The organism is Kribbella sp. NPDC056861, from assembly GCF_040687575.1.
Lineage (GTDB): Bacteria > Actinomycetota > Actinomycetes > Propionibacteriales > Kribbellaceae > Kribbella.
This window is the reverse complement of the sequence record NZ_JBFBNQ010000007.1, coordinates 49,151-75,612: the sequence shown is the minus strand read 5'-3', so window position 1 is coordinate 75,612 and position 26,462 is coordinate 49,151. Positions and strand designations below refer to the sequence as shown.

The following is a 26,462-nucleotide window of genomic DNA, read 5'->3' as shown; positions in this document are numbered from 1 at the left end:
CGGCGCCCGTCGGCGGGACGCTCTGTCACCGGTTGGTATCTCGTCGTCATCACCGGTCGAGCATCGCTTCCATCACCTTCTTGGCGACCGGGGCCGCCAGGGTTCCGCCGGCGATGTCGTTGCGCGCGACGTTCGCGTCCTCGATCATCACCGCCACCGCGATCTGTGGGTTGTCGGCCGGCGCGAAGGCGGTGAACCAGGCGAACGGCGGCCGGTCCTTGGCCGTCTGGGCGGTCCCCGTCTTGCCCGCCACCTGGATGCCGTCGATCCGGCCCGGCTTGCCGGTGCCGTTGTTCACGACGTCGACCATCATCGCGGTCAGCTGGGCGGCGACCTCGGAGCTGACCGCCTGGTGCAGCGACTCCGGCTTCGTCTCCGAGACCGTCTTCAGGTCGGCGGTCCGGACGTTCTGGACCAGGTACGGCTTCATCACCTCGCCCTTGTTGGCGATCCCGGCCGCCACCATCGCCATCTGCAGCGGGGTGGCCCGGACGTCGAACTGGCCGATCGCGGACTGCGCGGTCTGCGGCTCGTTCGGGTCGCCGGGGAACTGGCTGGCGACCGCGCCGAGCTCGGGCAGCTGCCGCTCGCCGAAGCCGAACTTCTCGGCCTGCTCGCGCAGCGCGTCCGGCCCGAGGGCCAGGCCGATGGTGCCGAAGGCGGTGTTGCAGGAGTACCGCAGCGCCACCGTCAGGGTCGCGTTGTTGCTGCCACCGCAGTTCTGGCCGTTCTCGTTCACCAGCGGGGTGGTGGTCTGCGGCAGCGGCAGCGAGGCCGGCGAGTTCACCGCCGTCGAGGGCGTGAACTTCCCGCTGGCCAGCGCGGCCGCGGAGGTGACCAGCTTGAAGGTCGAACCCGGCGGGTAGAGCTCCTTGATCGCCCGGTTCAGCATCGGCTTGTCGTCGCTGCCGTTCAGCGTCTTCCAGGCGTCGCTGGCCTTGCCCAGGTCGTGCGAGGCGAGCAGGTTCGGGTCGTACGACGGCCGGCTGACCAGGGCCAGCACCTTGCCGGTCTTCGGATCGAGCGCGACCACCGCGCCCTTCTTGCTGCCCAGCGCGCTGTACGCCGCCTGCTGGGCCGCCGCGTTCAGCGTCAGCGTGACGCTCGCGCCCTGCTGCGGCCGGTTGGTGATCACGTCGACGATCCGCCGGAACGCCAGCGACGGGTTGAACCCGTTCAGCTCGCTGTTCTGGTTCAGTTCGATCCCGCCGCGGCCGAACTGGAACGAGTAGAAGCCGGTCACCGGCGCGTACAGCGGACCGTTGGAGTAGGTGCGCTGGTACTTGTACTGGTCGTTGGTTTCCTTGCTGTCCACGATCGGAGTGTTGCCGATCAGGATCGGGCCGCGGTCGACCGAGAACTGCTGGTCCCGGACCCGCCGGTTGTCGTTGCGGCCGTTCAGCTCACTGGACCGGAAGGCCTGCAGGTAGGTGGAGTTGGCCATCAGCGCGAGCATCAGGACGATCGCGGCCACGGCCAGCTTTCGGATGGCTGAGTTCATGCCTTCTGCACCGCAATCGCGATCGTTTCGTCGGAGACCGGCGCCGCAGGGGTCTGCGGCCGGCGGGCCTGGTCGCTGATCCGCAGCAGCAGCGCCACGATCGCCCAGTTGGCGACCAGCGACGTACCGCCCAGGGCCATGAACGGCGTGGCCAGACCGGTCAGCGGGATCAGCCCGGTGACGCCGCCGATGATCACGAACACCTGGAGCGCGAACGACATCGCCAGACCGGTCGCGATCAGCTTGCCGAAGATGTCCCGGCAGCCCAGCGCGGTCCGCAGGCCACGCTCGATGATCAGCGTGTAGACCAGGATGATCGCGATCAGCCCGGTCAGCCCCAACTCCTCGGCGAACGAGGAGATGATCATGTCGCTGTTCGCGTAGAGGGTCAGGTCCGGGCGGCCCTGACCGAGACCACGGCCGAGCACCCCGCCCCAGGCCTGGCCCATCAGACCGAGGGCGATCTGGCCGCCGTCGATCGAGAACGGGTCCTGCCAGTCGTCGATCCGCCGTTGCACGTGCCCGAAGGCGGTGTACGCGAAGACGCCGCCGCCGGCGAACAGCAGGCCGCCGATGATCAGCCAGCCGGCCCGCTCGGTGGCGACGTACAGCAGGAACAGGAACAGGCCGAAGAACAGCAGCGAGGTACCGAGGTCGTTCTCGAACACCAGCACGCCGAGGCTGGCCACCCAGGCGATCCCGATCGGTCCGAGGTCGCGGGCCCGGGGCAGATCGAGCCCGAGGAACCGGTGCCCGGCCAGCGTCAGCACATCCCGCTTCACCACCAGGTAACCGGCGAAGAAGATGACCAGGCACAGCTTCGCGAACTCACCGGGCTGGAACGACATGCCGGCGGCGCGGATCCAGATCCGGGCGCCGTTGATGTTCACGCCGAGGCCGGGGATCAGCGGCAGGATCAGCAGGACGAGACCGGCCAGTCCGGCGGTGTAGGTCAGCGCCTGTAGCCGGCGGTGGTCGCGGATCAGCAGGATGACGACCAGGAACAGGATCACCCCGACCGCGGTCCAGGTGATCTGCTGCGGCGCGGCGGCCGCCTTGGGCTCCAGGCCCTTGGCGATCCGGCCGTCGGCCAGGCCGAGGTCGATCCGGTGGATCATCGCGACGCCGAGGCCGTTCAGCAGCACCGCGCACGGCAGCAGCACCGGGTCGGCGTACGGCGCGCGGTAGCGCAGCGCCAGGTGCGCGATCAGGGCGAGCAGGCCGATCCCGGCCGCGTAGTACCCGGTGCTGGCCGGGACCTTGTCCTGCACGGTCAGGCCGATGTTGACGTAGGCGCCGACCGAGACGCCGATCGCCACGATGAGCAGCATCAGCTCCACCCCGCGCCGGGTGCGCGGGATGATCTGGATGACGGAGGTCGAAGCGATACTCATTTGACGCCGTCACAGTCGTCGGGGTTGACCGCGCCGTTGCTCGGCGTGCTGCTCGGCGTGGTCGCCGGTGTCGAGACAGGCGTGGTCGCCGGCGGCTTGGGCGGCGTCGAGACCGGAGTACTCGGCTTCGGAGTGGCGGTCGGCTTGGTGTTCGGCTGGGCCGCGCACTCGGCGGCGGCGCGCTCCAGCTCGCTGATGATCTGCCGGGCCGCGGCCAGGTCGTCGGCCTGGATGGTGCCCTCGACCTGCTCGCGGTTGTACGTCGGCAGCTTGTCGACCTGCAGCGCCTGCTTCTCGTACAGGGAGGACAGGTTGACTCCAGGGAGGACCTGGTCGACGCCCTTGTAGATCGCGACGTAGTCACCGTCGGTGCCGACGTAGTACTGCTTCTGGGTCCAGCTGTAGGCGAACCAGCCGCCTCCGCCGATCAGCCCGAGCACCACCACCAGTACTGCGAGACGCCGCAGCCACAGGAAGCGCTTGGGGGCCTGCGGGGCGTAGCGGAGCTCCTCGGGGTCGAGGTCCGCAGTACCGCCGCCTCCTGACCCGCTGCCTTCGCCGACAGCGCGCATGCTCGACGTGGCCGGGCCGGTGCTGCCTTGGGCGAGCTCGGCCGCGGCGCCGACCAGCTGCGGCTGGCTGCCGCTGGCAGGGTCCGTCTCGACCACGTCGGCCACCACACAGGTGACGTTGTCGTTGGAGCCCGCTTCGAGCGCCTGGGTGATCAGGTCGACCACGACGGAGTCCGGCGTACCGTCGGACATCGCGGTGGCGATCACCTGGTCGCTGACGTAGTCGGGCAGGCCGTCGCTGCACAGCATCAGCCGGTCGCCGGCCTGGACGTCGAGCATCTCCAGGTCCGGGTCGGAGTCCGGCCGGCCGTCGAGGACGCGCAGGATCAGGTTTCGGTGCGGGTGGGTGAAGGCCTCTTCCTTGGAGATCCGGCCCTCGTCCACCAGTGACTGGACGAACGTGTGGTCGTGGCTGAGCTGGTAGAGCAGCCCGTCGCGCATCCGGTAGGCACGTGAGTCGCCGAGGTGGGCCAGGCCGAGCTGCTGACCGTCGAAGAGCAGCGCGGTCACGGTCGAGCCCATGCCCTCGCGCTCCGGGTCCTCCTCGACCAACTCGGAGAGCCGCTCGTTGGCCCGGTGGACGGCGCCGGCGAGCGCCTCCATCATGTCGGGGCCCTCGATCCCGGGCTTGTCCAGGCGACGGATCACCTGGACGGCCGCGGCACTGGCGACCTCACCGGCCGCGGCGCCGCCCATCCCGTCGGCGAGCAGCAGCAGGTGCGGACCGGCGTACGCGGAGTCCTCGTTGTTGCGGCGCACCCGTCCGACATCGGACAGTGCGGCGTAGTCGAGCGATAACGTCATGACCGGCGCCTACTTCGCGATGTTCAGCGTCGTACGACCGATCCGGATGGAACCGCCGATCTCTGCCGGAACGGGACGGGTCACCCGCTGGCCGTCGAGGTACGTGCCGTTGGTGGAGCCCAGGTCCTCGACCCACCACTCACCCTCGGACAGGAAGACGCGGGAGTGCCGGGTGGAGGAGTAGTCGTCGTCGAGGCGGATCTGGCAGTCCGAGCCGCGGCCGATCACGACCGGCTCCTCGACCAGGGTCGCGCCGACGCCGGCCTGCGGGCCGTCGGCGATGGTGACCGAGCCGGGCAGGCCCTTGCGCTTCTTGGACGGCTTGGCCGGTTTCGGGGTCCGGCCGTTGGGCTGCGGTGACGAGGCCGGCGCGATCGCGCGGGCGTCCACCTTGGCGCCGAACAGGTCGGACCTGATCACGGACAGCACCGCCAGGACGAACATCCACAACAGGGCCAGGAACCCCAGTTTGATCAGGGTGAGAGTCAGTTCCGACATGGAAGTCCAGTCACCACCCGCTGCTCGGCGGCTGGGCGATCGGCTCGTCCGCTAGGCGCAGCGTCATGGTGGTGTTCCCGATCCTCACGGTCGATCCGTCGGTCAGTTCGGCCTCGGCGGCCCGGCGTCCGTTGACCAGGGTGCCGTTGGTGGACCCCAGGTCGACCAGGACCACCTTGACACCTCCGGGGCCCTCCGGCATCAACCGGATCTCCGCATGCCGCCGGGAGACGCCCGGATCGTTGATCTGGATGTCGGCGTCGGTGCCCCGGCCGAGCACCACGCCGGGCGGGTTGATCGGGCGGCGCCGGCCGTTCACCTCGAGCATCACCTGCGGGTGGCCGCGGCGGACCGGCGGCGGGCCGGGCGGCGGTTGCACCGGTGCGTTCTGCAGCACGGTCGCGTTCGGGTCGGGGGCCGGCTGGTACGACGGCTGCGGTTGCTGGGGCTGCGGCGGCCGCTGCTGGTTGCCGACGGTGGCGCTGACGACGCGGAACTTGCCGGTCGGCAGCTCGTCTTCCTGGGTCAACTCGATCTCGATCGGTCCGGAGAAGGTGTAGCGCTGGATGTCTGCGTGGTCGCGCAGTTCGTTCGCGAGCTCGTGGTTGAGCGTCCGCCCGTAGGCGTTCAGCCGCTCGAAGTCCCCCGGCCCGAGCTCGATGGTGAAGTGGTTCGGCACCAGCCGGCGGTCCCTGGACAGGATCCGGGCGGTGTTGTCGATCTCGCGCTTGAGGGCCGCGGCCAGCTCGATCGGCTCCACGTCGCCCTTGAATGCGCGCGCGAAGACTCCACTCACGATTCCCTCGAGGCGTCGCTCGAAGCGCTGCAGCGGTCGCACGCGTCCTCCTCCACGGTTCGGTCGTCGGGTGGACCCAACGATCGTGCTTGCCGTACGGCACCTTCAAGAGGCTCGCCGTACCCCGTGTCCACCGGTGCGCGGTGGACACACTGGGTACGACGATCGATCGTATCGGGAGGTTCGACCGAACCCGCAATGTCAGAGTCTGCCTGAGGCCGTGCTAGTGTTTTCTCTCGGTCGCAGTTAGCAGTTTTCTGGCTCTCAGTGACCAAGCGCGCGAGTGGCGGAATAGGCAGACGCGCACGGTTCAGGTCCGTGTGCCCGAAAGGGTGTGGGGGTTCAACTCCCCCCTCGCGCACTTTGACTCCCGGTCAGGAAACTGGCCGGGAGTTTTTGTTTTCCGGCCCGGGCGTGGCTGTGATCTAGCCCTCAGCTGCTGACCGGTCAGCGGTTCCAGAGTCCGGTGGTCTGGAGCAGGGTGTGGACCTGGGTCTCCAGGTAGCGGGCGTCGTGGGTGTCCGGGGTGACCGACCAGGCGACTTCGAGGTCGAGGCGGAGGACGGCTTCGCGGGCCCAGTCCTGGGCGGTCTTCGGGCCGTGGGCGCGGAGGTCCTGGAGTTGCTGCTCCAGCCAGACGGGATCGGCGAGGGCGCGGTCGAGGGCTTCTTCGCCGAAGCCGCTGATGGCGCCGCGGCCGTTGCTGTAGATCTTGAGGCGGCCGTAAAGGCCTTGGGGGCGGCCGGCTGAGGCGCGCTCGCCGGCCATTCCGACGTACCGGATGATGGCGGTGACGGGCTCGCGGAGGAGGTAGACGCCGGGCTCGCGAGGAGCACTCGGGATGGCGGCTTCGAAGGGCATCCAGTCGGACCACTCGGCCAGGTCGCGGACTTCGGCGTACCGGGCGCGGAGGCGGAGGTCGTGGACGGCGGACCAGCTCATGGACCCATCCTGTCGGCCGGGTCCGACAATCCTGACAGCTGTGTGACGCTCGCCGAGTCCGGGTGTGATTGTCGGCGCGGGATGGGACCGTGGGGCGATGACGGGGATTCGTATTGCTGTTGCCGAACCGACCATCACCAAGGACGCGGCCGAGAACGGGGCCAAGGTCCGGGAGCTGATGAAGTCCGCCGCCGCCGGGAAGGCGCGGCTGATCCAGTTCCCGGAGGGCCAGCTGTCGGGGTATCCGAAGGAGCAGGTCCAGGACTGGTCCGAGGTGGACTTCGCCGTGGTCGCCGACGAGCTGGAGAAGATCAAGAAGCTCGCGGAGAAGCTGAAGCTCTGGGTGGTGCTCGGCTCGGCCCACCCGCTGACGCCGCCGAACCGGCCGCACAACAGCCTCTACGTGATCTCCGACCAGGGCAGGATCGTCGACCGGTACGACAAGCAGTACCTGTCCAACACCGAGGTCACCCGCTTCTTCAGCCCCGGTTTCGAGCCGATCGTCTTCGACGTGGACGGCTACCGGTTCGGCTGCGCGATCTGCATCGAGATCAACTTCCCCCAGCTGTTCGGCCACTACGAGCGCCTCGGCGTCGAGTGCCTGCTGCTCTCGGCGTACCCGGTGGACTCGATCTTCGAGGTCAAGGCCCGCGCCCACGCCGCGATCAACAACTACTGGGTCGCGATGTCGCTCCCGGCCCAGACCGCCGACCTGATGCCGTCCGGCCTGATCGCCCCCGACGGCACCTACGTCGCCACGGTCACCGCTCCCGAGGAGCTGACCATCGCCACGATCGACCGCGACGACCCGGCGTACGCCACCGCCCTCACCAAGGCCCGCCCCTGGCGCAAGACCGCGACCAAGGGCGACATCTACGCCGCCCGCCGGATCACCGGCGACCCCCGCTCCACCAACCACACCATCAGCTAGCAGCAGCACCGCTCGAGGGTTGCTTCGGCAACGCCGCCGGCTCCGCAGACAGAAGTAGGTGTGCGGACCGGCCAGCGGAAGGAATCCTCAATGACACGACCAGCACCCGATCCGGCCCTGTGAGGGGTCAGGATCGGATGACCATGACGAGTACGGACCGGGTCCTGTGGGAGCGCGCGGCGGCCGGTGACGGTGAGGCCTTCGCCGACGTGTACCGCCGGCACGCCGGCGCGATCTACAACTTCCTGTACCGCCGGACCGGATCGTGGAGCGACGCGCAGGACCTGACCTCGGCGGTCTTCCTGCAGGCGTGGCGGCGGCGGAGCGAGATCGTCCTGCACAACGACTCGGCGCTGCCGTGGTTGTTGCGGACCGCCGACTACACCGCCCGCAACGAGTGGCGCTCGAAGCGGAGCTACCAGCGTGCGCTGACCGCCGCCAACCTGACGGCCACCGACGAACCGGACCACGCGGACGGAGTGATCGAGCGGCTCGACGACCGGCGGCAGTTGCAGCAGGCCCGCGCCGCGACCGCCAAGCTGCCCAGACACGAGCGCGAGATCGTCGAGATCTGCGTCTGGGCCGGCCTCGATCAGCAGGCGGCCGCGATCGCGCTCGACATTCCGCTGGGCACGCTGAGATCCCGGCTGTCGCGGGCCCGCAAACGTCTTCGCGAGCTGAACCTCGCCCCGTACGAGCCGTTGGAGAGCCGGCCATGACGACGCATCCCCCACAGCAGGAACTTCCGCCGCACGTGCTGGAGCGGCAAGCCGCCGAGCTCGCGGCGATCGTCGAGCACGAAGCCGCCTTCGATGACAAGCCCCGCCGACGCCAGTACGCCGTACCGCTCATTGCGGCGGCAGCGGTACTGGTCACTGCCGGTGGTCTCCTGGTGGGCCTGCCGGCGCTGCACGACGACGCGCCGCCGGCCCCGACCGCCCCCACGACCACCCCGGAGGCAGCGAAGTACCCGGTCCGCGATCTCACTGCCGCCGAGGTGGCCGAGCGGAAGCAGGAATGCGTGAGCCAGTACCCCCGGAGCACCACGGAGAAGGTCAAGGTGCTCGACGGGTTCGAGTTCACCGACGTACCGCAGACGGCGATGAAGACCTGGCTGATCCTCCAGGGCGTGCCGAACCTGCACGTCTGTGGGTGGGACGCACAGGGCAGAGGGACGACCAGCTACGACGACTTCCCCTACCTGTACTCGCTCGTGGAGACAGTGCTGCCGTCCGTCGGCCGCTACACCCAGCCGGTCGTCAAGGTGGTCGTCGAGCTGCCCGGCCAGGAGCCGGTGCAGGCGATCCTGCGCCAGGGCTACTGGTTCGCACCGTTGCCGGGCAAAGGGCCGGTGCCGGGTGGGCGCAGTGGATTCGGCGACCGGGGAGACACCCGCTACGACACCCGCGGGTACGACGCAGCTGGGAAGCTCGTCTACCTGACGTCCAGGAACCGCGTCTCCCAACGGACCTGCCTGGCCGACCCCACCGGTACCAAGGTGATCGAGACCGGCGAGTCAGGCAGCTCGGATCCCAAGGGTTGCCTTCGGATGCTGCCCTGGCCTCACTGAGTACTGCGCCCCAGGTACGTCACCACGTCGACGTCGGGGACCGGGATGTGGTGGAAGCCCAGGCGGTCGTAGAAGGCTCGGGCCGGGGTGTTCGACGTCAGCATGGTCAGGTGAATGGCCGGTATGCCGGCTGCGGCGAGGGCGGCCAGGAGCGTGTCCATCAGGGCACGCCCGTGGCCGGCCCGCTGGTACTGCGGGAGCAGGTCGATGTGGAGGTGGGCGGGATAGGCCGCCACCTCGGGGATCACAAGGCGCTCCGGGTCGTGCATCAAGCTGATCATCAGTTCGGTCGGCGTACCGGGTGGATCGGTCGGCGCTGGGTAGCGCTCGAGTAGGCCCGGTAGCCATTCCGTGCGGAAGCGCCGGGCGAAGGTCGGCGTGTCGGCGGTGCCGAGGATGTAGCCGACCGGGTGGTCGGCATCGTCGGCCAGCACGAACGCGAACTCCGGCTCCAGGACGACGTACGGGAGCGCGAAGATGCTCGGCATCAGGTCGAGGTCCGGGTAGAGCGATCGGGAGTCACCGCCGTTGTCGGCGGTGCGGACGCAGATGTCGGCGACAGCGTCCCGATCGCTCGGCCGGTACGGCCGGATCTCAGGCATGGACCCCTCCAACAGGCTTGAGAGCGCTCCCATGAGCGTAGTCCGCGGAGGGTTCAGTCAGCGGGCCTTCAGCCGGGTCAGCAGCCGTTGACCTTGGGCCCGGTGCCGGCCGGAGCCGAAGCGGTGCCCCGGATTTCCCAGATGTCGTGGCGTTCCGCGATGCGGCGTGGTGGTGTTGGTGCCCAGCAGCGTCCAGCCGGCCAGTACCGCGGCAGTAACCAGGCCGACGAGGCCGGCGTAGTCCGTCCAGTTCATGGTGATCTCTCTCGATGGCGGCTCGGGCGGGAGGTCCGCGATTGCGTCTTTCACCGGTAGTGACGGCGGAGGCTGGATTTCGTGACGGCAGTTCGGTGCCACGATTGGGTGGAGTTTTCGAGGAGGTGGGCTGGATGCACGACGGATCGCTGCTGGACGCCGACGAGGAGCAGGCATACCGGCTGCTGGTCGGGCTGTCGGTCGCGCGGTCGGCGGAGTTGGCCGAGGTCGCCCGGTTGCCGCAGCCGGAGGCGATCGAGGTGCTGCAGCGGCTGCAGGCGAAGGGCCTGGTCACGGTCACGGCGCAGCCCGGCGACGACCCGGTCTTTCGTGCGCTGCCGCCTGACGTTGCGCTCGGTACAACGTTGTTACGGCGGCAGGAGTCGCTCGAGTCGGCCCGCAAGACGGTGGCGTCGCTGAGCGAGGAGTTCCGGCTCAGCGCCAGCCGCCGGGACGCGCACCACCTGGTCGAGGTGATCGTCGGCGCGGCCCCGCTGCGCGACCGGCTGCGCGACCTGCAGGAGTCGGCGCGCTCGGAGATCCTCTGGTTCTGCCGTGCGAACCCGCTGGCGATGGCCGGCGCGGAGAACACCGAGGAGTACGGCGCGCTCAGCCGCGGCGTCCGCTACCGGGCCATCTACGAACGGGCGCTCCTGGAGACGCCCGGCGAGCTCGACACCATCGCCGAAGGCGTGAGCTGGGGTGAGGAGGCACGGACGCTGCCGACGCTCCCCGTGCGACTGGCGATCGTCGACCGGGCTACTGCGGTCTGTCCGCTCGTTCGGGACGAGGAGGCGGGCATTGGTGAGCCGACGGCCGCGGTGATCGGCCGGGGCCAGCTACTGGACGCACTACTCGCTCTGTTCGAGAGCCAGTGGGAGGCGGCGACCCCGGTGAAGCTCCAGTCCGCCGAGGCGCAGGACCCGGAGGGTCTGGACGACAACGAGCGCTTCCTGTTGTCCCTGCTCGTCGCAGGCGTCCCGGACAAGTCCATCGCGTCCCAGCTCGGCATCAGCCGCCGTACGGTCCAGCGCCGCCTCGACCGGATGATGGCGCTCGCAGGCGTCGACACCCGCACAGGCCTGGCCTTCCAGGCAGCCCGCCGGAAATGGCTGTAGCCGGGACCCGTGAGGGAGTCCCGGCTACAGCGGTCACCTACTTGAGCCCGTAGGCCCGGATGACGGTCTGGGTCACCTTGTTGCCGGCACTGTCACCAGCGACGACCTTCAGCGACACAGTCCCCTTACCCGCCGGTACTACGGCAACGTAGCGACCCAGAGCGCCGACAGTGATGATCCGGCGCCACGTCTTGCCCTCGTCGAAGGACACCGACGCCTGCAGTGAGGTGGACCGGGCAGCCGGCGCACCAGCCTGCTGACGAACGCTGAACCCGATCACATGCGGCCGAGCAGCCACCCGTCCGGTCAGGTCAGCCGGTACGTCGTACCCGACCTGCAGCAGCGGCAGCGCAACAGCCTTGTCCGCCGGAGCCTGCTTGGACCGGAAGTCCCAGACAGTGCGAGCGCTGGTGCCCCAGTTCCACTCGCCCTCCGTGTCCTTCCGCTCGGTCGCCAGCTCCAGCTTGTACGCCGCGTCGGCGCCACTCGTGATGACGTCCTCCCACGCGTCCGGCAGCTCCGCCACCACAGCGCCGTTGCGGCTCAGCACCGCGGACGAAGAGGTGGTCTCGCCGACCGTGTAGTGGCCGTCGGCATCGACGAACGCCGGCACACGCAGCGACAGACGATCGCCGGTGCGGGTGGAGACGATCCCAGGCGCGGCGGCCGGCCGGACGACCGGACCGAACCAGGTCTCGCTGGACGTCCCCGGCTTGTAGGTCCGCGGCAACGAGGTCAGGCCGCCGATCAGCGGGCCCATCTCGTTCCACGGGTAGAGGTGGTGCACCCGGTGCTGCCAGAGCGAGTCGCCGGTGGTGACCCACTCCTCCCGAGCCTTGGGGGTCTCGATGGTCCGCTGCGCGTCGTTCCAGGAGAACTCCTGCCACGGACGCCAGCCGAACCGCTGCTCCTTCGCCCAGTTGAAGCCACCGTTGTCGGCGTACGACGTGTTGACCCGCGCACTGTTGGCAGTGGTCACTTTGTAGTCGATCTTCTTCGGGATGAAGCTGCTCGACACCTGCTGGACGTCGTACAGGTAGGGGCTCGAGGTGGTCAGCGTCAGGTCGACAGTGGCCTTGCCCTGACGGATCCGGTTCAGGAGCTTCTCGCCGTCGTTGCTGCCGGTCACCATCGCCGGGATCGGCTCCCGGTCGCCGACGGGCGTCCAGACGGTCCATGCCGACCAGCCGGCCGGGCGGACCAGGATGACGCCCGCTGCACCCGCCTTGGCGGCCGCGGCAATCTGCTCCTGCTCACTGCCGTTGCCCCAGCCGTCCTCGCTGGAGTCGAGCACAGCGATCGCGCCCTTGACGCCCTTGAGGTCCGGACCGCCCGCAACCAGCGGGAACCTCTTCTTGCCCTCGTACGACGGCGAGTGGTGCAACAAGTTGATGTCCAGCGGCCCACTGATGCCGGGGATGGAGGTCTGCACCAGCGGCGCGGCCAACTGCCAGCGGGACGAGAACTCGAAGGTGCCTTCGGCGACCGGCTTGGTGCTGGTCACCAGCACCTGCTTGACGGTGCTGAAGTGCATGACGCCGTGGCTGATGCTGCGGCCGTTCGGGTAGACCCGGTGCACGTAGTAGCTCAGCACCGCCTGCTGCTCGGACGGCTTGGGCGTGGTGATCGTGATCGGCGCCGCCTTGCGGGCGTCGATGACGAGCTCCATGTCCTTGGTGACGGAGATGTTCGGGTCGGTGAACAGGCTCACCTTCTCGTCCTGGACGTTGTAGTCCTCGACCAGCCCGTGCACCAGGTAGTTGCCTTCCTCCAGCTCGACGGTGGCGGTCTCGCCGTCGTCGAGCCAGCCGAGCACGTCCGACCGGGAGTTGTCGCCGAACAGGCTGACCACCGGTACGCCGGTCGGCTTGCCGTCGCGGTCGACGGCCCGGATCGTCACCTTGTGCTTCGGTCCGGCCTTCAGGGTGCCGACCGCGGTGTGCGTCACCAGCCCGTTCGGGCCGGTGGCGACGATCCAGCCGCTGAACAGGCCGCGGGTGAGCTTGGCCGGGTCCAGGGCCACCGGTACGTCGACGCTGCCGCCGGCCGGCACGGTGACGGTGCCCGGCACCGTGTACGCGTCGGTCTCGGGCTGCTTCGTGTCCAGGTTGGTCACGTTGACCGAGAGGGTCAACGTGACCGCGGCCGCGGAGTCGTTCTTGTAGGTGACCGTCTTGGTCGAGCCCGCGCTGACCAGACCGAAGTCGGCCGTCGCGGTCGCGTAGACCTTCTGCGCCACGGCGCGGGCGACATCTACCCGGCCGGAGCCCTGGGCGTAGACGCTCAGGTCCAGGTTGGTCTTGGCGGTGCTGACCAGCGCGTCCTTGATCCGGTCGGCCTTCCAGTCCGGGTGCGCCTGGGCGAGCAGGGCGGCCGATCCGGCCACGTGCGGCGTCGCCATCGACGTACCGGAGGCTGCGGTGTAGAGGTCGTCGATCGGCTGGCCCATCGCCGTACCGGCCGCGCGGGCCGCGACAATGTCGACGCCGGGCGCGGTGATCTCGGGCTTCAGGCCGTCGTCGCCGAGTCGTGGTCCGCGGCTGGAGAAGTCGGCCAACTGGTCGTTGCGGTCGACGGCGCCGACGGTCAGCGCGGACGGCGCCGTACCGGGAGCCCCGACGGACTGGTCGGCGCCATCGTTGCCTGCAGCAACCACAAAGAGCGTGCCGGAGGCAGCGGTGATCCGGTCGAGCGCCTGGCTGAGCGGGTCGGAACCGTCGGTCGGGCCGCCGCCGAGGCTCATGTTGACGACCCGCGCGCCCTGCTCCGCGGCCCACTCCATCCCGGCGATGATGCCGGAGTCGTAGCCGTAGCCGTCGTCGCCGAGCACCTTGCCGATCAGCAGGTCGGCCTTGGGCGCGACGCCCTTGCGAGTGCCTCCTGCGCCCGCGCCGGTGCCCGCGATGGTCGCCGCGACGTGGGTGCCGTGGCCGAAGTGGTCAGCCGGGCCGGTCGGGCTGTCGGAGAAGTCCTTGGCCTCCTTGACCTTGCCCTTGAGGTCGGGGTGCTCGGCGTCGACACCGGTGTCCAGGACGGCCACCTTGATGCCGCTGCCTTCGAACCCGGCCTGCCACGCGGCGGGGGCGCCGATCTGCGGCACGCTCTTGTCGAGCACCGGGTGCACCCGGCCGTCCAGCCAGATCTTCGCGATGCCCCGGCTCAGCGCGCGAGCGTTCCTGGTCGGCTCGAGCGACTTCCACAGCGCGGGCAGCTCGCCCTTGGCCGCCTTGACCGCGGTGGCGCCGATCGAGTCGAGGGTGCGCGTGGTGGTCGTACCGGTCAGGGCCTGCGCCCGCGCGGCGGACGGATCGGAGTACCGGATGATGAGGGGGAGGGTAGTCCCGGCCGAGTCGCCGAAGCCATCGGCGATCAGTTCGTCGACGTCGAAGAGGTCGGCGTCCAGGACACCGGTCGAGATGTACGGCACGGCGTCGCTCGGCAGCACCCGCAGGCCGCCGTCGACCTCGATGGTGTGGAAGGCGATCCGCTCGCGGCCGGGGGCCGGACGGACGGCAGCCGCCTTCTTGCCGCCGCCGGCGTCGGTGACCTCGACGACGTCACCGGTGATCAGGGTGACGACCGAAGCCTTCGCCGGTACGCCGCCGGTCGCGCGTGGCGTGGTGGGTGGACTGGTGGGTGGCGGTGTGGCGCCGGCCGGGATCACCGCGGCGACGCTGAGCGCAAGGACGGCCGCGAGGGTGGCGGCAGCCTTCCTTGACGGCACAGGGACTGGGGAGGACATGGGCAGGATCTCCTCTTCGAGAGGCTGGGGGGCAGGGCACCTCTAACGAGTGAGTCTGCAACCGGAACCCGCGGTCGCGCCCTGTCCATCGCTGCCGTAGCTGCGACATGGCGCAACCGCGCCACGGCGCTGAATTCCGGGCGAACAGCGCGCTACTCGCCGATCTTCTTCGACCGGAGCACGATCTTGGAGTCGACCGCGGCGGTGGTGCCGGCCGCCGGCGACTGGGTGACGACCACCCAGTTGCGGTCGTTGACCAGCAACCGCCCCTGACCGGTGGCGTCCTCCTCGGTCAGGTAGAAGAAGCCGGCCGCTTGCATCATGTCCTGCGCCAACTGGTGGTTGACCCCCACCACAGCCGGTACTACGGCGCTCCGCGACTCCTGCGGCGGAGTGGGCGGCTTGGACGGCGGCGGCGCCACCGTCGAGGTCGGGGCAGCGGTAGGAGTGCTCGCAGGAGCAGTGACCGTGACAGTGGGTTGCTGCTGAGGCTGCTGGTCAGCACCACAGCCGGCAGCCAGTAGCAGCAGCGGCAAGCACCAAGCGATCTTCATCGGCGTTCCCTCTCCTCACTAAAGGTAACTGCTTGCAACAATCTGCGTATGACGGCACAGCAGCTGGTGCGCAGGTGGGCCTGGGTCGGGACGTTCTTGATCGGCGGCGGGCTCTATCTGGCCGTGCTGGCCGTCCTGACCGACACCGGCAACCCCAATCTCTTCCCGACGATGATCCTGCTCGGTGCGCTCGTCGTACCGCTCACGTTCGTCATGTTCGCGGCCGGCCGGTCGGGTCGGTGGCTGATCGACGGGCCGACGCTGGGCGGCTCGCTGCTGTTCGGTGGCGTCGTCGGGGTGGTGGTGGCCGGCCTGCTCGAGTACGACGCGATGCGCAAGCTCGGGGCGCTCCCGATGCTCGGGGTCGGCCTGATCGAGGAGGCGGCCAAGCTGGTTGTGCCGGCCGTCCTGGTGGTCTTCTTCGGCCACCGGTACCGGCGCTCGATCGGCAGCGGCATCATCATCGGCGTCGCGGTCGGCACAGGTTTCGCCGTACTGGAGACGATGGGGTACGCCTTCGTCGCGCTCCTGCAGTCGGGCGGCAACGTGGGGGCGGCCGAGCAGTCGCTGTTCATCCGCGGGCTGCTGTCGCCCGCCGGACACGCGTCCTGGACCGGCATCACCTGCTGGGGCCTCTGGCGCTTCGTCGTCCAGCCGACCAGCCGTCGATTCCTCGGCTTCCTAGGTCTGTACGCCGTCGCAGTCGCGCTGCACACCACCTGGGACGGCATCGGCGGCAAGCTCACCTACGCGATCGTCGGCGTGATCAGCATCGGCCTCCTCCTCACCGGCCTCCGGCACGCGCAGCGCCAAGACGCCACTCCTGGACAGGTTGTCTAATCTGGACGTAATGTCCAGGCATGCCCCATCGTCTGGCTCCGGTCTGTGATGCCATCGCGCGCCTGCTCTCCCCGCACGCCGAGGTGGTCCTGCACGACCCGGTGAAGGACGAGGTGATCGGCATCTGGAGCGCGTTCGCCGACCGCGCGGTCGGCGACCCGTCGCTGCTCGGTGAGCTCGAGGAACTGTCGGCCACCGGTCCCGACGTCTACGGGCCCTACCCCAAGTCCCTCGCCGACGGCCGGCGGCTCTCCAGCGTCAGCGCCGTACTCCGTGACGACAACGGTGAGCCGGATGTCGTGCTGTGCATCAACGTCGACCGGACCGCCTTCGAGACGGCGAGCAGAGTCCTGGCGGCCTTCGCCGCGCCGGTCGTCGGTCAGCCGCGCGTGCTGTTCGAGCACGACTGGTCCGAGACGCTCAACGAACTGGTCGCCGACTACGTGCGCGAGCGGCAAGTAGCCGTCGACCAGTTGACCAAGGAAGACCGGCTGGAGCTGCTCGTGCAGCTGGACAAGGCAGGGGTGCTCAGCCAGCGCCGCGCAGTACCGACTGTCGCGCGGGCGCTCCAGGTTTCCCGCTCGGCGCTCTATCAGCTGATCGCCCAGGCCCGTAAGGAGCCGATCGATGCCGACCCTTCCTGACTTCAAGCTGGAGACCTACTTCTCGCGCTGGGAGTTCAGCGCCCGCTACCACCTGACCGCCTCGGACGCGCAGACGATCGCGGTGTCCGAGCTGCTGGAGCTCGCCGACGAGGACGGCCGTCGGCGCTGGGACACGCTCGCCCTCGGCTACACCGAGACGCGCGGTCTGCCCGCACTGCGGGAGGAGATCGCCGGTACGTACGACGGTGTCGAGCCCGAAGACGTGATGTGTTTCGCCGGCGCCGAGGAGGCGATCTACCTGGCGATGCACGCGTTGCTCTCACCCGGCGATCACGCGGTCGTGCTGACCCCGAACTACCAGGCGGCCGAGACGATCCCGCTGTCGCTCTGCGAGGTCACCGGCGTCGCATTGGTTGCCGAGAGCAACTGGATGCTCGACGTCGACGCGGTCGAGCGGGCACTCCGGCCGAACACCAAGCTGGTCTCGGTCAACTTCCCGAACAACCCGACCGGCGCAGTACCGGAGCTTGCCGAGTGGCAGCGGTTGGTGCGGTTGTGCGACGAGCGGGGCATCACGTTGTTCAGCGACGAGGTGTATCGCGGTCTCGAGCTCGACCGCCCGTCGTTGCCGCAGGCGGCTGATCTGTCGGCGCGAGCACTCTCGCTGAATGTGATGTCGAAGGCGTACGGCCTGCCTGGCCTGCGGATCGGCTGGATCGCCTGCCGCAACCGTGCGCTGCTCGACAAGCTGGAGCGGGCCAAGCACTACACCTCGATCTGCAACTCCGCGCCGAGCGAGATCCTCGCGCTGATCGGCCTGCGCGCTCGCGACCAACTGCTCGACCGCAACCGCGGCATCGTCGCGACCAACCTGCCGCTGTTCGAGGACTTCTTCGGCCGGTATCCGGATCTCTTCGACTTCGCCCGGCCACAAGGCGGTTGTGTTGCCTATCCGCGCTATCTCGGCGCGGACGGCGTCGAGGCGATGTGCACGGAACTGGTCGAGCAGGCCGGCGTCCTGCTGCTGCCGTCGAGCATCTACCGCTCCGAGTTGACCGAGACCCCGCAGGACCGGTTCCGCGTCGGCGTCGGCCGGCTCGCGCCCGAAGAAGCCCTGGAGCAGTGGACCACCTGGTTGGAGAAACGCCGATGACGCTGCCAGTGATCGGGTTGGCCGAGATCACCGCGATCGCCACGCCCGAGGTGATCTTCACGGCCGTCCGAGAGGCGCTGATCGCACACGCCGAAGCCCGTACTGCGGTGCCGCCGCCGATGCTGCTCGAGTTCCCCGACCATGCCGGCGACTGCCATGTAAAGGCCGGTCATGTCGCCGGATCCCCTTATTTCGCGGTGAAGATCGCCAGCACGTTCGCCTCGGTCAACAACGGGCTGATCCTGGTCGTCGATGCGACCACCGGCGTACCGGCTGCGGTGCTCTCCGACGAAGGCATGCTCACCTCCTGGCGTACTGCGGCCGCGGGCGCCCTGATCACGCACGCTCTGACGCCACCCGAGGTCGATGAGGTCGCCGTCCTGGGAACCGGCGAGCAAGCCCTGCTCCAAGTGCTCTGGCTGAGCAAACTCCGCCCGATCACCCGGGTGCACGTCTGGGGTCGCCGACCGGATGCGGCCGCGCGCCTCTGCCAAGCCTTCGAGGCCGAGGGACTCGACGCACGCCCAGATGCGCTGGAGGCGGGTGCGCTCTGCGTCATCACCACCACAGCCGCGCGAAACCCGCTCCCTGCCGAGGCCTTCCGCAATGCCGTCCACGTCACCGGCGTCGGCACCGATATGCCCGGCAAGCACGAACTCCCGGTCGAGCTGTTCGAGAACGCCTTGGTCGCCACCGACGACCACGCCCAGTGCCTCCACCATGGCGACTTCGGCAACGCAGTACGGGCTGGTGTCATCGACGCCGACGCCGACGTCTCTGTCGGCACCATCCTGGCCGACACCAACCGCGCGCTCTCGCACTCGATCGCCGACCTGACCGGGATCGGCGCGACCGACGCGGCGGTCGCCTCAGCCGTGGTGGGAAATCGATTTTCGACCACCGTCGAATAGCTCTGGCCCGAATCCGGATCGTCTGCGAGATTCGTAACCGACCAGTGACACGTCGTCACCGCCCCACGACGTCTGGAAGGCCGAATCCTGATGAAACGACGCACATTCCTCGGCAGCATCGCGGCGGCCGGAGTCGGCGCCGCCGCGGCGCCGAGCCTGATCGCCCCCGCGACAGCGCAGGCCGCCACGTACAAGAAGCGCCTGACCGGCGCCGACCTCGACACCAACAGCCGTTGGCGGGTGGCCGGCACTGACCTGGGCATCCCCTATGTCCTTGAGAACGGCTCGATCGGCTACCTCTTCGGCGACACCTTCAACACCCCCTGGCCCGAGCAGCAGAACAACGACTGGCGCTCCCCGGTGATGCTCCGCTCAGCGGTCCACCCGGGCGCGGCCGGCGGCATCGTCTTCGACAGCGCGGCCCGGGCTGTCGGCAACAGCCGGGCCCCCGAGATCATGCACAACGGTCACAACGGCATCGGCATCGACGGCCTCTGGGAGGTCACGGTGATCCCGAACGACGGCATCAGCTTCCCCGAGACCGGCCGCCAGCTGGTCTCCTACATGAGCATCGAGAACTGGAACTCGGCCGGCCCGAACGGCCCGCAGTGGAAGTCCCGGTACGCCGGACTCGCGTTCACCGACAACGGCAACGACTTCGTCCGCACCAACTTGAAGTGGTTCAACAGCGGCGACAACAAGGACCCGTTCCAGATGTGGACCATGCAACGCCAGGGCGATTACGTCTACGTCTTCTCGGTCCGCTCCGGCCGCCAGGACGGCCCGATGATGCTGCGCCGGGTCCGCTGGGACAAGCTGTTCAACCCCGAGCTGTACGAAGGCTGGGGCTGGAACGGCAGCAACTGGGGCTGGGGCCGCCCGTGCACGCCGATCCTCAACGGCCGCTTCGGTGAGCCGTCGGTCCGCCGGCTCAGCGACGGCACCTGGGCGATGGCCTACCTGAACTGCGCCACCGGCAACATCGTCACCCGCACCGCGGCCGGCCCGGACCAGGCCTGGACCAACGAGAAGATCCAGGTCACCTTCGCCCAGGAGCCGTCCCTGTACGGCGGGTTCATCCACCCCTGGTCGACCAAGGCCGCCAACGGGTTGCACCTGATGGTCTCCAAGTGGACCCGCGGCCCGAACGGCGCCAGTACGGCGTACCACGTCAGCCAGTACGCCGGAACGCTCTAGCCGCCACCGCCCCAACGTCTGGAAGGTCAGCTCATGAAACGACGGACATTCATCGGAAGCGTTGCGGCAGCCGGAGTCGGCGCAGCCGTGGTCCCCGGCCTGATCGCACCAACCGGCGCCGAGGCCGCCACTTGGCGCAAGCGCGTCACCGGGGCCGATCTCGACACCAACAGCCGCTGGCAGGTGGCCGGTACCGATCTCGGTATCCCTTACGTGCTGGAGAACGGCTCGATCGGCTACCTGTTCGGCGACACCTTCAACAACCCATGGCCGGAGACGCAGAACAACGACTGGCGCTCGCCGGTGATGCTGCGCTCGGCCGTCCATCCCGGCGCGGCGGGCGGCATCGTCTTCGACAGCGCGGCGCGGGCCGTCGGCAACAGTCGCGCGCCGGAGATCATGCACAACGGTCACAACGGGATCGGTATCGACGGCCTCTGGGAGGTGTCGGTGATCCCGAACGACGGGATCAGCTTCCCCGAGACGGGCCGGCAACTGGTGTCCTACATGAGCATCGAGAACTGGGACGTGGTCAGCCCGAACGGTCCGCTGTGGAAGTCCCGGTACGCCGGGCTGGCGTTCACCGACAACGGGAACGACTTCGTGCGTACCAATCTGAAGTGGTTCAACAGCGCTGACAACAAGGACCCGTTCCAGATGTGGACGATGACCCGGATGGGCGACTACGTCTACATCCACTCGGTCCGGGCCGGTCGCCAGGACGGCCCGATGATGCTGCGCCGGGTCCGCTGGGACAAGTTGTTCAACCCCGAGCTGTACGAGGGCTTCGGCTGGAACGGCACCAACTGGGGGTGGGGCCGCCCGTGCACCCCGGTGCTGACCGGCCGTTTCGGCGAGCCGTCCGTGCGCCGGCTGAGCAACGGCATCTGGGCGATGTCCTACCTGAACTGCGCCACCGGCAACATCGTCACCCGCTGGGCCTACGGCCCGGACACCGGCTGGAGCAACGAGAAGGTTCAGATCACCTACCCCCAGGAGCCCGGCCTGTACGGCGGATTCATCCACCCCTGGTCGGGCTCGGGCGCCAACGAGCTGCACCTGATGGTGTCGAAGTGGACCCACGACGGGCCGACCACCTCGGCGTACCACGTCAGTCAGTACGTCGGCGCGCTCTGACCGCCGTGAGGCTGGTAGGACGTTGCCTGCCAGGTCAACTGGTCCGGTCAACGACTTACCAGCCTCCGAAGTGGTCTATTGCGTATTTTGCAACGCAAAATGCAACAAGCGCTCGAAAACAGCAGGTTTCGGCGAGGTTGCCGCGAGAGAGCGCAAACACAACTTAGTAACGGACCCTCCTGAACTATTGACGCCTCAGCGGATCCTGGGCAATTCTCTACGCCACTGAACGACAGGTTCATACCAGTCAGCCGGAGGCCGATCCGGCTACTTCGCCAGAGGTGGGATCCGATGAAGTTCCGCTCCCTTGCCGTCGCCGCAGTCGCGGCGCTATCCCTGACCGCGCTCGCCGCGTGTGGCAGCTCGGACGACAAGAAAGACGCCGCGGCCGACGCCGGTCCGAAGACGATCGATGTCTGGCTGATGAAGGGCAGCGTCTCCGACGACTTCCTGAAGCGGTTCGAGGCGGGCTTCGCCGCCGACCACCCGGAGATCAAGGCCAACGTCCAGATCCAGGAATGGAACGGGATCGGCCCGAAGATCATCGGCGCGCTGGCCAGCAAGGACGCGCCGGACGTGATCGAGGTCGGCAACACCCAGGTCGCGCAGTACTCGGCCAGCGGTGGCGTCAAGGACCTGACCGACAAGAAGTCCGACCTCAAGGGTGACGACTGGATCGAGGGCCTGGCCGGCCCGGGCCTGTACGAGGGCAAGCAGTTCGGCATCCCGTACTACGCCGCGAACCGGGTCGTCGTCTACCGCAAGGACCTCTTCGCCGCCGCCAAGGTGACCCCGCCGAAGACCCGCGAGGAGTGGCTGGCCACGACCGCCAAGCTGAACACCGGCGGCAACCAGGGCATCTACCTGCCCGGCCAGAACTTCTACGTGCTGTCCGGCTTCATCTGGGACGAGGGCGGCGACCTCGCGGTCAAGGACGGCGAGCAGTGGAAGGGCGGCCTGTCCTCCCCCGAGGCACTCAAGGGGATGGACTTCTACAAGCAGATCCAGGCGCTCGGCAAGGGCCCGAAGGACTCCGACGAGGCCAAGCCGACCCAGACCGACGTCTTCGCGCAGGGCAAGGTCGCGCAGATGATCGCCGTTCCGGGTGCTGCCGAGCTGATCGCCCAGGCGAACCCGGCGCTCAAGGACAAGCTGGGCTTCTTCCCGATCCCGGGCAAGTCCGCCGACAAGCCGGGCGCCGTCTTCACCGGCGGCTCCGACCTGATCATCCCGGAGGCCTCGGCCGACCAGGACGCGGCGTACACCTTCATCAAGGAGCTGGCCGGCGAGAAGTGGCAGACCGACCTGGCCAAGACGATGAAGTACGTCCCGAACCGGACCAGCCTGGCCTCGTCGGTCGGCTCGGACGAGGGCGTCGCGGCGATGGCGGCCGGCGCCGCCAACGGCAAGGCCACCCCGAACTCCCCGAACTGGGCCGCGGTCGAGGCGAAGAACCCGATCAAGGAGTACCAGACCAAGGTGCTGACCGGCGGTGACCCGGCCGCTGCGGCGAAGGCTGCCGACGAGATCATCACCCAGGCCCTGAACACCAAGTAGAACTATGGCTGTGGCTGAAGCTGAGACCACCACAGCAGCCCCCGCCCCCGGGACCGGCACACCGGTCCCGGCCCGGCGGGGGCGACCCCTGTGGGCCAGAGTTCTCCCCTACCTCCTGGTCGCGCCGACCATCGTCGGCACGGCGTACCTGCTGGCTTACCCGCTGGTCCGCAACCTGCTGATCTCGGTGCAGAAGTTCGGCATCGGCCAGCTGATCCGCGGCGGCGCCGAGTTCGTCGGCCTCGACAACTACCGGCAGATCCTGTCCGACGACATGTTCTGGGGCGTGGTCGGCCGGACCTTCGCCTTCACCGCCATCAACGTCACCCTGATCATGGTGCTGGCCACCCTGGTCGCCCTGCTGATCGGTGCCCTGGGCAAGTGGATGCGGTTCGCCGTGATGGCCGGCCTGGTGGTCGCCTGGGCGATCCCGGTGATCGCCGCGACCACCGTCTTCCAGTGGCTGTTCCAGTCCCAGCTCGGAGTGGTGAACTGGATCCTGGTCGCGCTCGGCTTCGAGCAGTTCGACGGCAAGGCCTGGTTCGCCGACGGCAACTCGACGTTCGCGATCATCGTCTTCCTGATCGTCTGGCAGTCGGTGCCGTTCGCCGCGCTGACCCTGTACGCCGCGATGACGACGGTGCCGAAGGAGCTGAGCGAGTCGGCCCAGATCGACGGCGCCGGCTCGGTCAAGACCTTCGTCCTGATCACCTTCCCGATCCTGCGGCCGATGTTCGGGCTGATCCTGTGCCTGGAGGTGATCTGGGTCTTCAAGTGCTTCGTCCAGATCTGGGCGATCAGCCAGGGCGGTCCGGGCAACGCCACCCTGACGCTGCCCGTCTACGCCTATCAGATCGCCCAGTCGCTGAACCGCTACGACCTGGGCGCGGCCATCTCGATGGTCACCGTGCTGATCCTGGCCGTGGTCCTGCTGGCCTACTTCCGGCAGATGTTCAAGGAGGAGGGCGAACTGTGAGAACCCGCCTCAGCCGCAAGATCTCGCTCAACCTGGTCGCCCTGGTGGTGCTGGCGTTCTCGGTCTTCCCCGTCTACTGGATGGTGCTGACCGCGTTCAAGCCGACCAAGGAGATCCAGGCCGAGACCCCCTCGTTCCTGCCGACCCACGTCACCTTCACGCACTTCAGTACCGCGGTGCACGCGGACGGCTTCTGGACCTTCTGGCGCAACAGCGGCCTGGTCGCGATCAGCGCCGTGCTGATGTCGCTGGTGGTCGCCTGCCTGGCCGCCTACGCGGTCGGCCGGATGAAGTGGAAGGGCCGGCAGGCGTTCATCCTGATGGTGTTCATCGCCCAGATGACGCCATGGGAGGCGCTGCTGATCCCGATGTACGTGATCGCCCGCGACACGGACATGCTGGACAAGCTGCCGATGCTGACGCTGATCTACTTCATGATGACGCTGCCGTTCACGATCGTGACGCTGCGCGGCTTCCTGAAGGGCATCCCGGTCGAGCTCGAGGAAGCAGCCCAGGTCGACGGCTGCAACCAGTTCCAGGCGTTCCGGCGGATCGTCTTCCCGCTGCTCGCGCCCGGACTGCTCTCCACCTCGTTGTTCGGCTTCATCACGGCCTGGAACGAGTTCGCCTTCGCCAACCTGCTGATCATCAAGAACCAGGACCAGCGCACGCTGCCGGTCTGGCTCTCGTCGTTCAGCAACACCTTCGGCACGGACTGGGGTGCGACGATGGCCGCCGCGACCCTGTTCATGCTGCCCGTACTGCTGATCTTCCTGGTCCTGCAGGGACGCGTGACGACCGGCGTCGCGGCCGGAGCCGTGAAGGGTTAGTCCTCGCTGAACGTCAACCGCGTCGTGATCCGGTACCGATCGCCCCTGTAGATGGAGCGGGTGTACTCGATCACGGCGCGGTCCGCGTTCCGGGTGGTGCGCTCGAACAGCAGCGCCGGCGAATGCAGCGGTACGCCGAGCAGCGCCGCCTCCTGCGCATCCGTCACCGTCGGCTCAGTCGTCTGTACTGCGTCCTTCGCGGCCACCCCGTACCGCGACTTCAGCAGCCCGTAGAGCGAGCCGATCTCGAAGTCCCGGCCGGCGATCCCCGGCACGAACGCGGCCGGGATCCGGATCCGCTCGATACACATCGGAGCGCCGTCGACCAGCCGTAGCCGGACCACCGAGACGAGTTGGTCGCCCGGCGAGATCTCCAGCCGCTGCCCGAGCCGCGCGCCGGCCGGCTCGACGTCGAGGCTGATCAGCCGGCTCTGCCAGGGCGTGCCCTCGGCCGGCGGCACCGAGAAGTCGCCCTCCGCGGTGGGCTCGAGCGCCTGGTGGATCTTGCGTGAGCTGGTGAAGGTGCCGCGGCCGTGCTCGCGGACGACCAGGCCGTCGCGGGCCAGATCGTCCAGTGCCGCCCGCAGCGTCGGGCGCGAGACCCCGAGCGACTCGCTCAGGGTGCGTTCGGACGGCAGCGGCTCACCTGGGTTGCGCAGCTCGATCAAACGCAACAGGCGATCCCTGGCCTCGGTCCTTCTCATCGGGCAACTCTAGCAATCTTTACCAGTGGTTGGACCAGTGAGAGCGTGATCATTCCGTACCAAGGCCTTGACTTGACCACTTGGATAGACCATTTTACTAATCAGATCTCCGCCCCGAGACGAAGGTGTGTAACCCCATGACTCGTTCACGCAAGCTCCGCGCCACCGCGACTGCGGTAGTTCTGGCCGCGCTGGCCGCGACCGGCGCCGGTACGACGGCCAGCGCTCGCCCCGCCCCCGAGAAGATGGCTGCCTGTGGCGCGTTCTTCGACGACTTCAACTACAGCTCCCGCACCGACCCCAACTTCACCGGCCACAAGTGGCAGGTCCGGACCAACGCCGGCGGTCCCGGTGTCGGCGGCGCGACCTGGGCGGCGAGCAACGTCACCTTCCCGACCGTGGACGGCCAGAAGTCGCTGCAGCTGCGCGCCGCGACCAACGGCACCCCCGGCGGCACCTCGCACTCGCAGGTCCAGCAGAAGGACCTGCGGTTCTTCGAGGGCACCTACGCGACCCGCTTCAAGTTCAGCGACACCCCGGTGAGCGGCGCCGACGGCGACCGGGTCAACCAGACCTTCTACACGATCTCGCCGCTGGACTACGACTGGGAGCCGACCTACAGCGAGCTCGACATCTCGGAGTACCTGCCGAACGGCGGTTGGGGTGAGACCGGCCCGATCAACTTCCTGACCAGCTGGAACACCTACCAGGCCGACCCGTTCGACGGCTGGCGGATCAGCGCCTCGCGCCCCTTCAGTCACGCGGGCTGGCACACGCTGGTCGCCACCGTCGGCAGCGGCCACGTGAAGTACTACATCGACGGCAGCCTGGTCGCCGACCACACCACCGACGGTGCCGGCCACTCGGTCTATCCGCGGCGCCCGATGACGCTGAACTACAACCAGTGGTTCATCGACCTGGAGAAGCACACCGGCGGCACCAGCGCCTACGTGCAGTCGGCGGACTGGGTCTACTACGCGAAGAACGAAGTACTGTCGCCGGCGACCGCCAACGCGCGGGTGAACTCCTACCGCTCCTCCGGCGCCACTCACGCGGACACGATCAGCTGCTGAAACAGTGACCGGTCAGTAGCGTGAGACGGCCCTCACGACCCATGGACATTCAGTTCCGGACTGAGTACGGTCCGTAGCGGCGTCCGCACCACGCCATCGTCGGAGAAAGGCTTCCGGGCCCTTCTCTCACTCGACGGTGAGGTGCTGCCCGCCAGTAGCGCCTCACTGGTGGATGGGCAAGCAGCCCGCGGCAGCCGCCG

At 68.4% G+C, this 26,462-nt stretch carries 25 protein-coding genes and 1 tRNA gene; 15 read left to right on the top strand and 11 right to left on the bottom strand.

Going from position 1 to position 26,462, the window contains the following annotated elements; all coding sequences use genetic code 11:
* Positions 1 to 49 precede the first annotated feature (49 nt).
* Genes AB0P21_RS31995 through AB0P21_RS31975 form a run of 5 tightly spaced genes read right to left on the bottom strand, consistent with a single transcriptional unit; the run spans position 50 to position 5,607 of the window.
* Positions 50 to 1,501: a penicillin-binding transpeptidase domain-containing protein gene (locus AB0P21_RS31995; protein ID WP_363701425.1), complete on the bottom strand. Its 1,452-nt coding sequence runs from the start codon at positions 1,499 to 1,501 to the stop codon at positions 50 to 52.
* Entirely contained in the window at positions 1,498 to 2,895 is a 1,398-nt protein-coding gene (locus AB0P21_RS31990; protein WP_363701423.1) for an FtsW/RodA/SpoVE family cell cycle protein, read from the bottom strand. Before AB0P21_RS31990 ends, AB0P21_RS31995 begins: the two co-directional genes overlap by 4 nt.
* Positions 2,892 to 4,271: a protein phosphatase 2C domain-containing protein gene (locus AB0P21_RS31985; protein WP_363701421.1), complete on the bottom strand. Its 1,380-nt coding sequence runs from the start codon at positions 4,269 to 4,271 to the stop codon at positions 2,892 to 2,894. Before AB0P21_RS31985 ends, AB0P21_RS31990 begins: the two co-directional genes overlap by 4 nt.
* 9 nt (positions 4,272 to 4,280) lie before the next feature.
* Positions 4,281 to 4,769, bottom strand: coding sequence for an FHA domain-containing protein (locus AB0P21_RS31980; protein WP_363701419.1), 489 nt, complete (start codon positions 4,767 to 4,769; stop codon positions 4,281 to 4,283).
* Positions 4,770 to 4,779: 10 nt separating this feature from the next.
* A complete protein-coding gene (locus AB0P21_RS31975) occupies positions 4,780 to 5,607 on the bottom strand; it encodes a DUF3662 and FHA domain-containing protein (RefSeq protein WP_363701417.1) in 828 nt (275 codons plus the stop codon).
* Positions 5,608 to 5,842: 235 nt separating this feature from the next.
* Here AB0P21_RS31975 and AB0P21_RS31970 point away from each other — a divergent pair.
* Positions 5,843 to 5,926 (top strand) — tRNA-Leu (locus AB0P21_RS31970).
* Positions 5,927 to 6,012: 86 nt separating this feature from the next.
* Here AB0P21_RS31970 and AB0P21_RS31965 read toward each other — a convergent pair.
* On the bottom strand, positions 6,013 to 6,507 hold the full coding sequence (locus tag AB0P21_RS31965) for a hypothetical protein (RefSeq protein ID WP_363701415.1): 495 nt from the start codon (positions 6,505 to 6,507) through the stop codon (positions 6,013 to 6,015).
* Between the two features lie 97 nt (positions 6,508 to 6,604).
* Between AB0P21_RS31965 and AB0P21_RS31960 the strand changes: the two genes are divergently transcribed.
* The 3 genes from AB0P21_RS31960 to AB0P21_RS31950 all read left to right on the top strand — a co-directional run bounded on the left by AB0P21_RS31960 (position 6,605) and on the right by AB0P21_RS31950 (position 9,008).
* Positions 6,605 to 7,438, top strand: coding sequence for a carbon-nitrogen hydrolase family protein (locus tag AB0P21_RS31960; protein WP_363701413.1), 834 nt, complete (start codon positions 6,605 to 6,607; stop codon positions 7,436 to 7,438).
* A gap of 143 nt (positions 7,439 to 7,581) precedes the next feature.
* A complete protein-coding gene (locus AB0P21_RS31955) occupies positions 7,582 to 8,157 on the top strand; it encodes a sigma-70 family RNA polymerase sigma factor (RefSeq protein ID WP_363701411.1) in 576 nt (191 codons plus the stop codon).
* Positions 8,154 to 9,008 carry a hypothetical protein gene (locus tag AB0P21_RS31950; RefSeq protein ID WP_363701409.1) on the top strand — a complete coding sequence of 285 codons (855 nt, stop codon included), beginning with the start codon at positions 8,154 to 8,156 and terminating at the stop codon, positions 9,006 to 9,008. Before AB0P21_RS31955 ends, AB0P21_RS31950 begins: the two co-directional genes overlap by 4 nt.
* Here the strand turns inward: AB0P21_RS31950 and AB0P21_RS31945 are convergent.
* Both AB0P21_RS31945 and AB0P21_RS31940 read right to left on the bottom strand, forming a co-directional pair.
* Positions 9,002 to 9,610, bottom strand: a complete 609-nt coding sequence (locus tag AB0P21_RS31945; protein ID WP_363701407.1) for a GNAT family N-acetyltransferase — start codon at positions 9,608 to 9,610, stop codon at positions 9,002 to 9,004. The two genes, AB0P21_RS31950 and AB0P21_RS31945, sit on opposite strands and share 7 nt — an antisense overlap.
* Before the next feature lie 57 nt (positions 9,611 to 9,667).
* On the bottom strand, positions 9,668 to 9,865 hold the full coding sequence (locus tag AB0P21_RS31940) for a hypothetical protein (RefSeq protein WP_363701405.1): 198 nt from the start codon (positions 9,863 to 9,865) through the stop codon (positions 9,668 to 9,670).
* Positions 9,866 to 9,999: 134 nt separating this feature from the next.
* On the opposite strand from AB0P21_RS31940, the gene AB0P21_RS31935 reads away from it, so the two are divergent.
* Complete coding sequence (locus AB0P21_RS31935) at positions 10,000 to 10,983, top strand: helix-turn-helix domain-containing protein (RefSeq protein ID WP_363701403.1); 984 nt, start codon at positions 10,000 to 10,002, stop codon at positions 10,981 to 10,983.
* A 37-nt stretch (positions 10,984 to 11,020) separates the two neighbouring features.
* Here AB0P21_RS31935 and AB0P21_RS31930 read toward each other — a convergent pair whose 3' ends face one another.
* Both AB0P21_RS31930 and AB0P21_RS31925 read right to left on the bottom strand, forming a co-directional pair.
* Positions 11,021 to 14,725, bottom strand: coding sequence for a S8 family serine peptidase (locus AB0P21_RS31930; protein ID WP_363701401.1), 3,705 nt, complete (start codon positions 14,723 to 14,725; stop codon positions 11,021 to 11,023).
* 152 nt (positions 14,726 to 14,877) lie between these two features.
* Positions 14,878 to 15,279, bottom strand: coding sequence for a PASTA domain-containing protein (locus AB0P21_RS31925; RefSeq protein WP_363701399.1), 402 nt, complete (start codon positions 15,277 to 15,279; stop codon positions 14,878 to 14,880).
* Positions 15,280 to 15,327: 48 nt separating this feature from the next.
* Here AB0P21_RS31925 and AB0P21_RS31920 point away from each other — a divergent pair, with 48 nt between their 5' ends.
* The 9 genes from AB0P21_RS31920 (at position 15,328) to AB0P21_RS31880 (ending at position 24,485) form a co-directional block, all read left to right on the top strand.
* The gene (locus AB0P21_RS31920) at positions 15,328 to 16,119 is read left to right on the top strand and encodes a PrsW family intramembrane metalloprotease (protein WP_363701398.1); all 792 of its coding nucleotides are present in this window, start codon (positions 15,328 to 15,330) and stop codon (positions 16,117 to 16,119) included.
* Positions 16,120 to 16,139: 20 nt separating this feature from the next.
* On the top strand, positions 16,140 to 16,763 hold the full coding sequence (locus tag AB0P21_RS31915; RefSeq protein ID WP_363701396.1) for a PAS domain-containing protein: 624 nt from the start codon (positions 16,140 to 16,142) through the stop codon (positions 16,761 to 16,763).
* A complete protein-coding gene (locus AB0P21_RS31910; RefSeq protein ID WP_363701394.1) occupies positions 16,747 to 17,877 on the top strand; it encodes an aminotransferase class I/II-fold pyridoxal phosphate-dependent enzyme in 1,131 nt (376 codons plus the stop codon). The genes AB0P21_RS31915 and AB0P21_RS31910 overlap by 17 nt, the downstream gene beginning before the upstream one ends.
* Positions 17,874 to 18,788 (top strand): hypothetical protein, encoded by a 915-nt coding sequence (locus AB0P21_RS31905; protein WP_363701392.1) that lies wholly within the window; start codon positions 17,874 to 17,876, stop codon positions 18,786 to 18,788. Before AB0P21_RS31910 ends, AB0P21_RS31905 begins: the two co-directional genes overlap by 4 nt.
* Positions 18,789 to 18,878: 90 nt before the next feature.
* The gene (locus AB0P21_RS31900) at positions 18,879 to 19,985 is read left to right on the top strand and encodes a DUF4185 domain-containing protein (RefSeq protein WP_363701390.1); all 1,107 of its coding nucleotides are present in this window, start codon (positions 18,879 to 18,881) and stop codon (positions 19,983 to 19,985) included.
* A gap of 33 nt (positions 19,986 to 20,018) precedes the next feature.
* Positions 20,019 to 21,122, top strand: a complete 1,104-nt coding sequence (locus AB0P21_RS31895) for a DUF4185 domain-containing protein (RefSeq protein WP_363701388.1) — start codon at positions 20,019 to 20,021, stop codon at positions 21,120 to 21,122.
* A 291-nt stretch (positions 21,123 to 21,413) separates the two neighbouring features.
* Positions 21,414 to 22,679: an extracellular solute-binding protein gene (locus AB0P21_RS31890; protein ID WP_363701386.1), complete on the top strand. Its 1,266-nt coding sequence runs from the start codon at positions 21,414 to 21,416 to the stop codon at positions 22,677 to 22,679.
* A 4-nt stretch (positions 22,680 to 22,683) separates the two neighbouring features.
* Positions 22,684 to 23,655, top strand: coding sequence for a sugar ABC transporter permease (locus tag AB0P21_RS31885; protein ID WP_363701384.1), 972 nt, complete (start codon positions 22,684 to 22,686; stop codon positions 23,653 to 23,655).
* Complete coding sequence (locus AB0P21_RS31880; RefSeq protein WP_363701382.1) at positions 23,652 to 24,485, top strand: carbohydrate ABC transporter permease; 834 nt, start codon at positions 23,652 to 23,654, stop codon at positions 24,483 to 24,485. Before AB0P21_RS31885 ends, AB0P21_RS31880 begins: the two co-directional genes overlap by 4 nt.
* Here the strand turns inward: AB0P21_RS31880 and AB0P21_RS31875 are convergent.
* Positions 24,482 to 25,189, bottom strand: a complete 708-nt coding sequence (locus tag AB0P21_RS31875) for a GntR family transcriptional regulator (RefSeq protein WP_363701380.1) — start codon at positions 25,187 to 25,189, stop codon at positions 24,482 to 24,484. The genes AB0P21_RS31880 and AB0P21_RS31875 overlap by 4 nt on opposite strands.
* A 137-nt stretch (positions 25,190 to 25,326) precedes the next feature.
* On the opposite strand from AB0P21_RS31875, the gene AB0P21_RS31870 reads away from it, so the two are divergent.
* Positions 25,327 to 26,262, top strand: a complete 936-nt coding sequence (locus tag AB0P21_RS31870; RefSeq protein WP_363701378.1) for a glycoside hydrolase family 16 protein — start codon at positions 25,327 to 25,329, stop codon at positions 26,260 to 26,262.
* Positions 26,263 to 26,462: the final 200 nt, after the last annotated feature.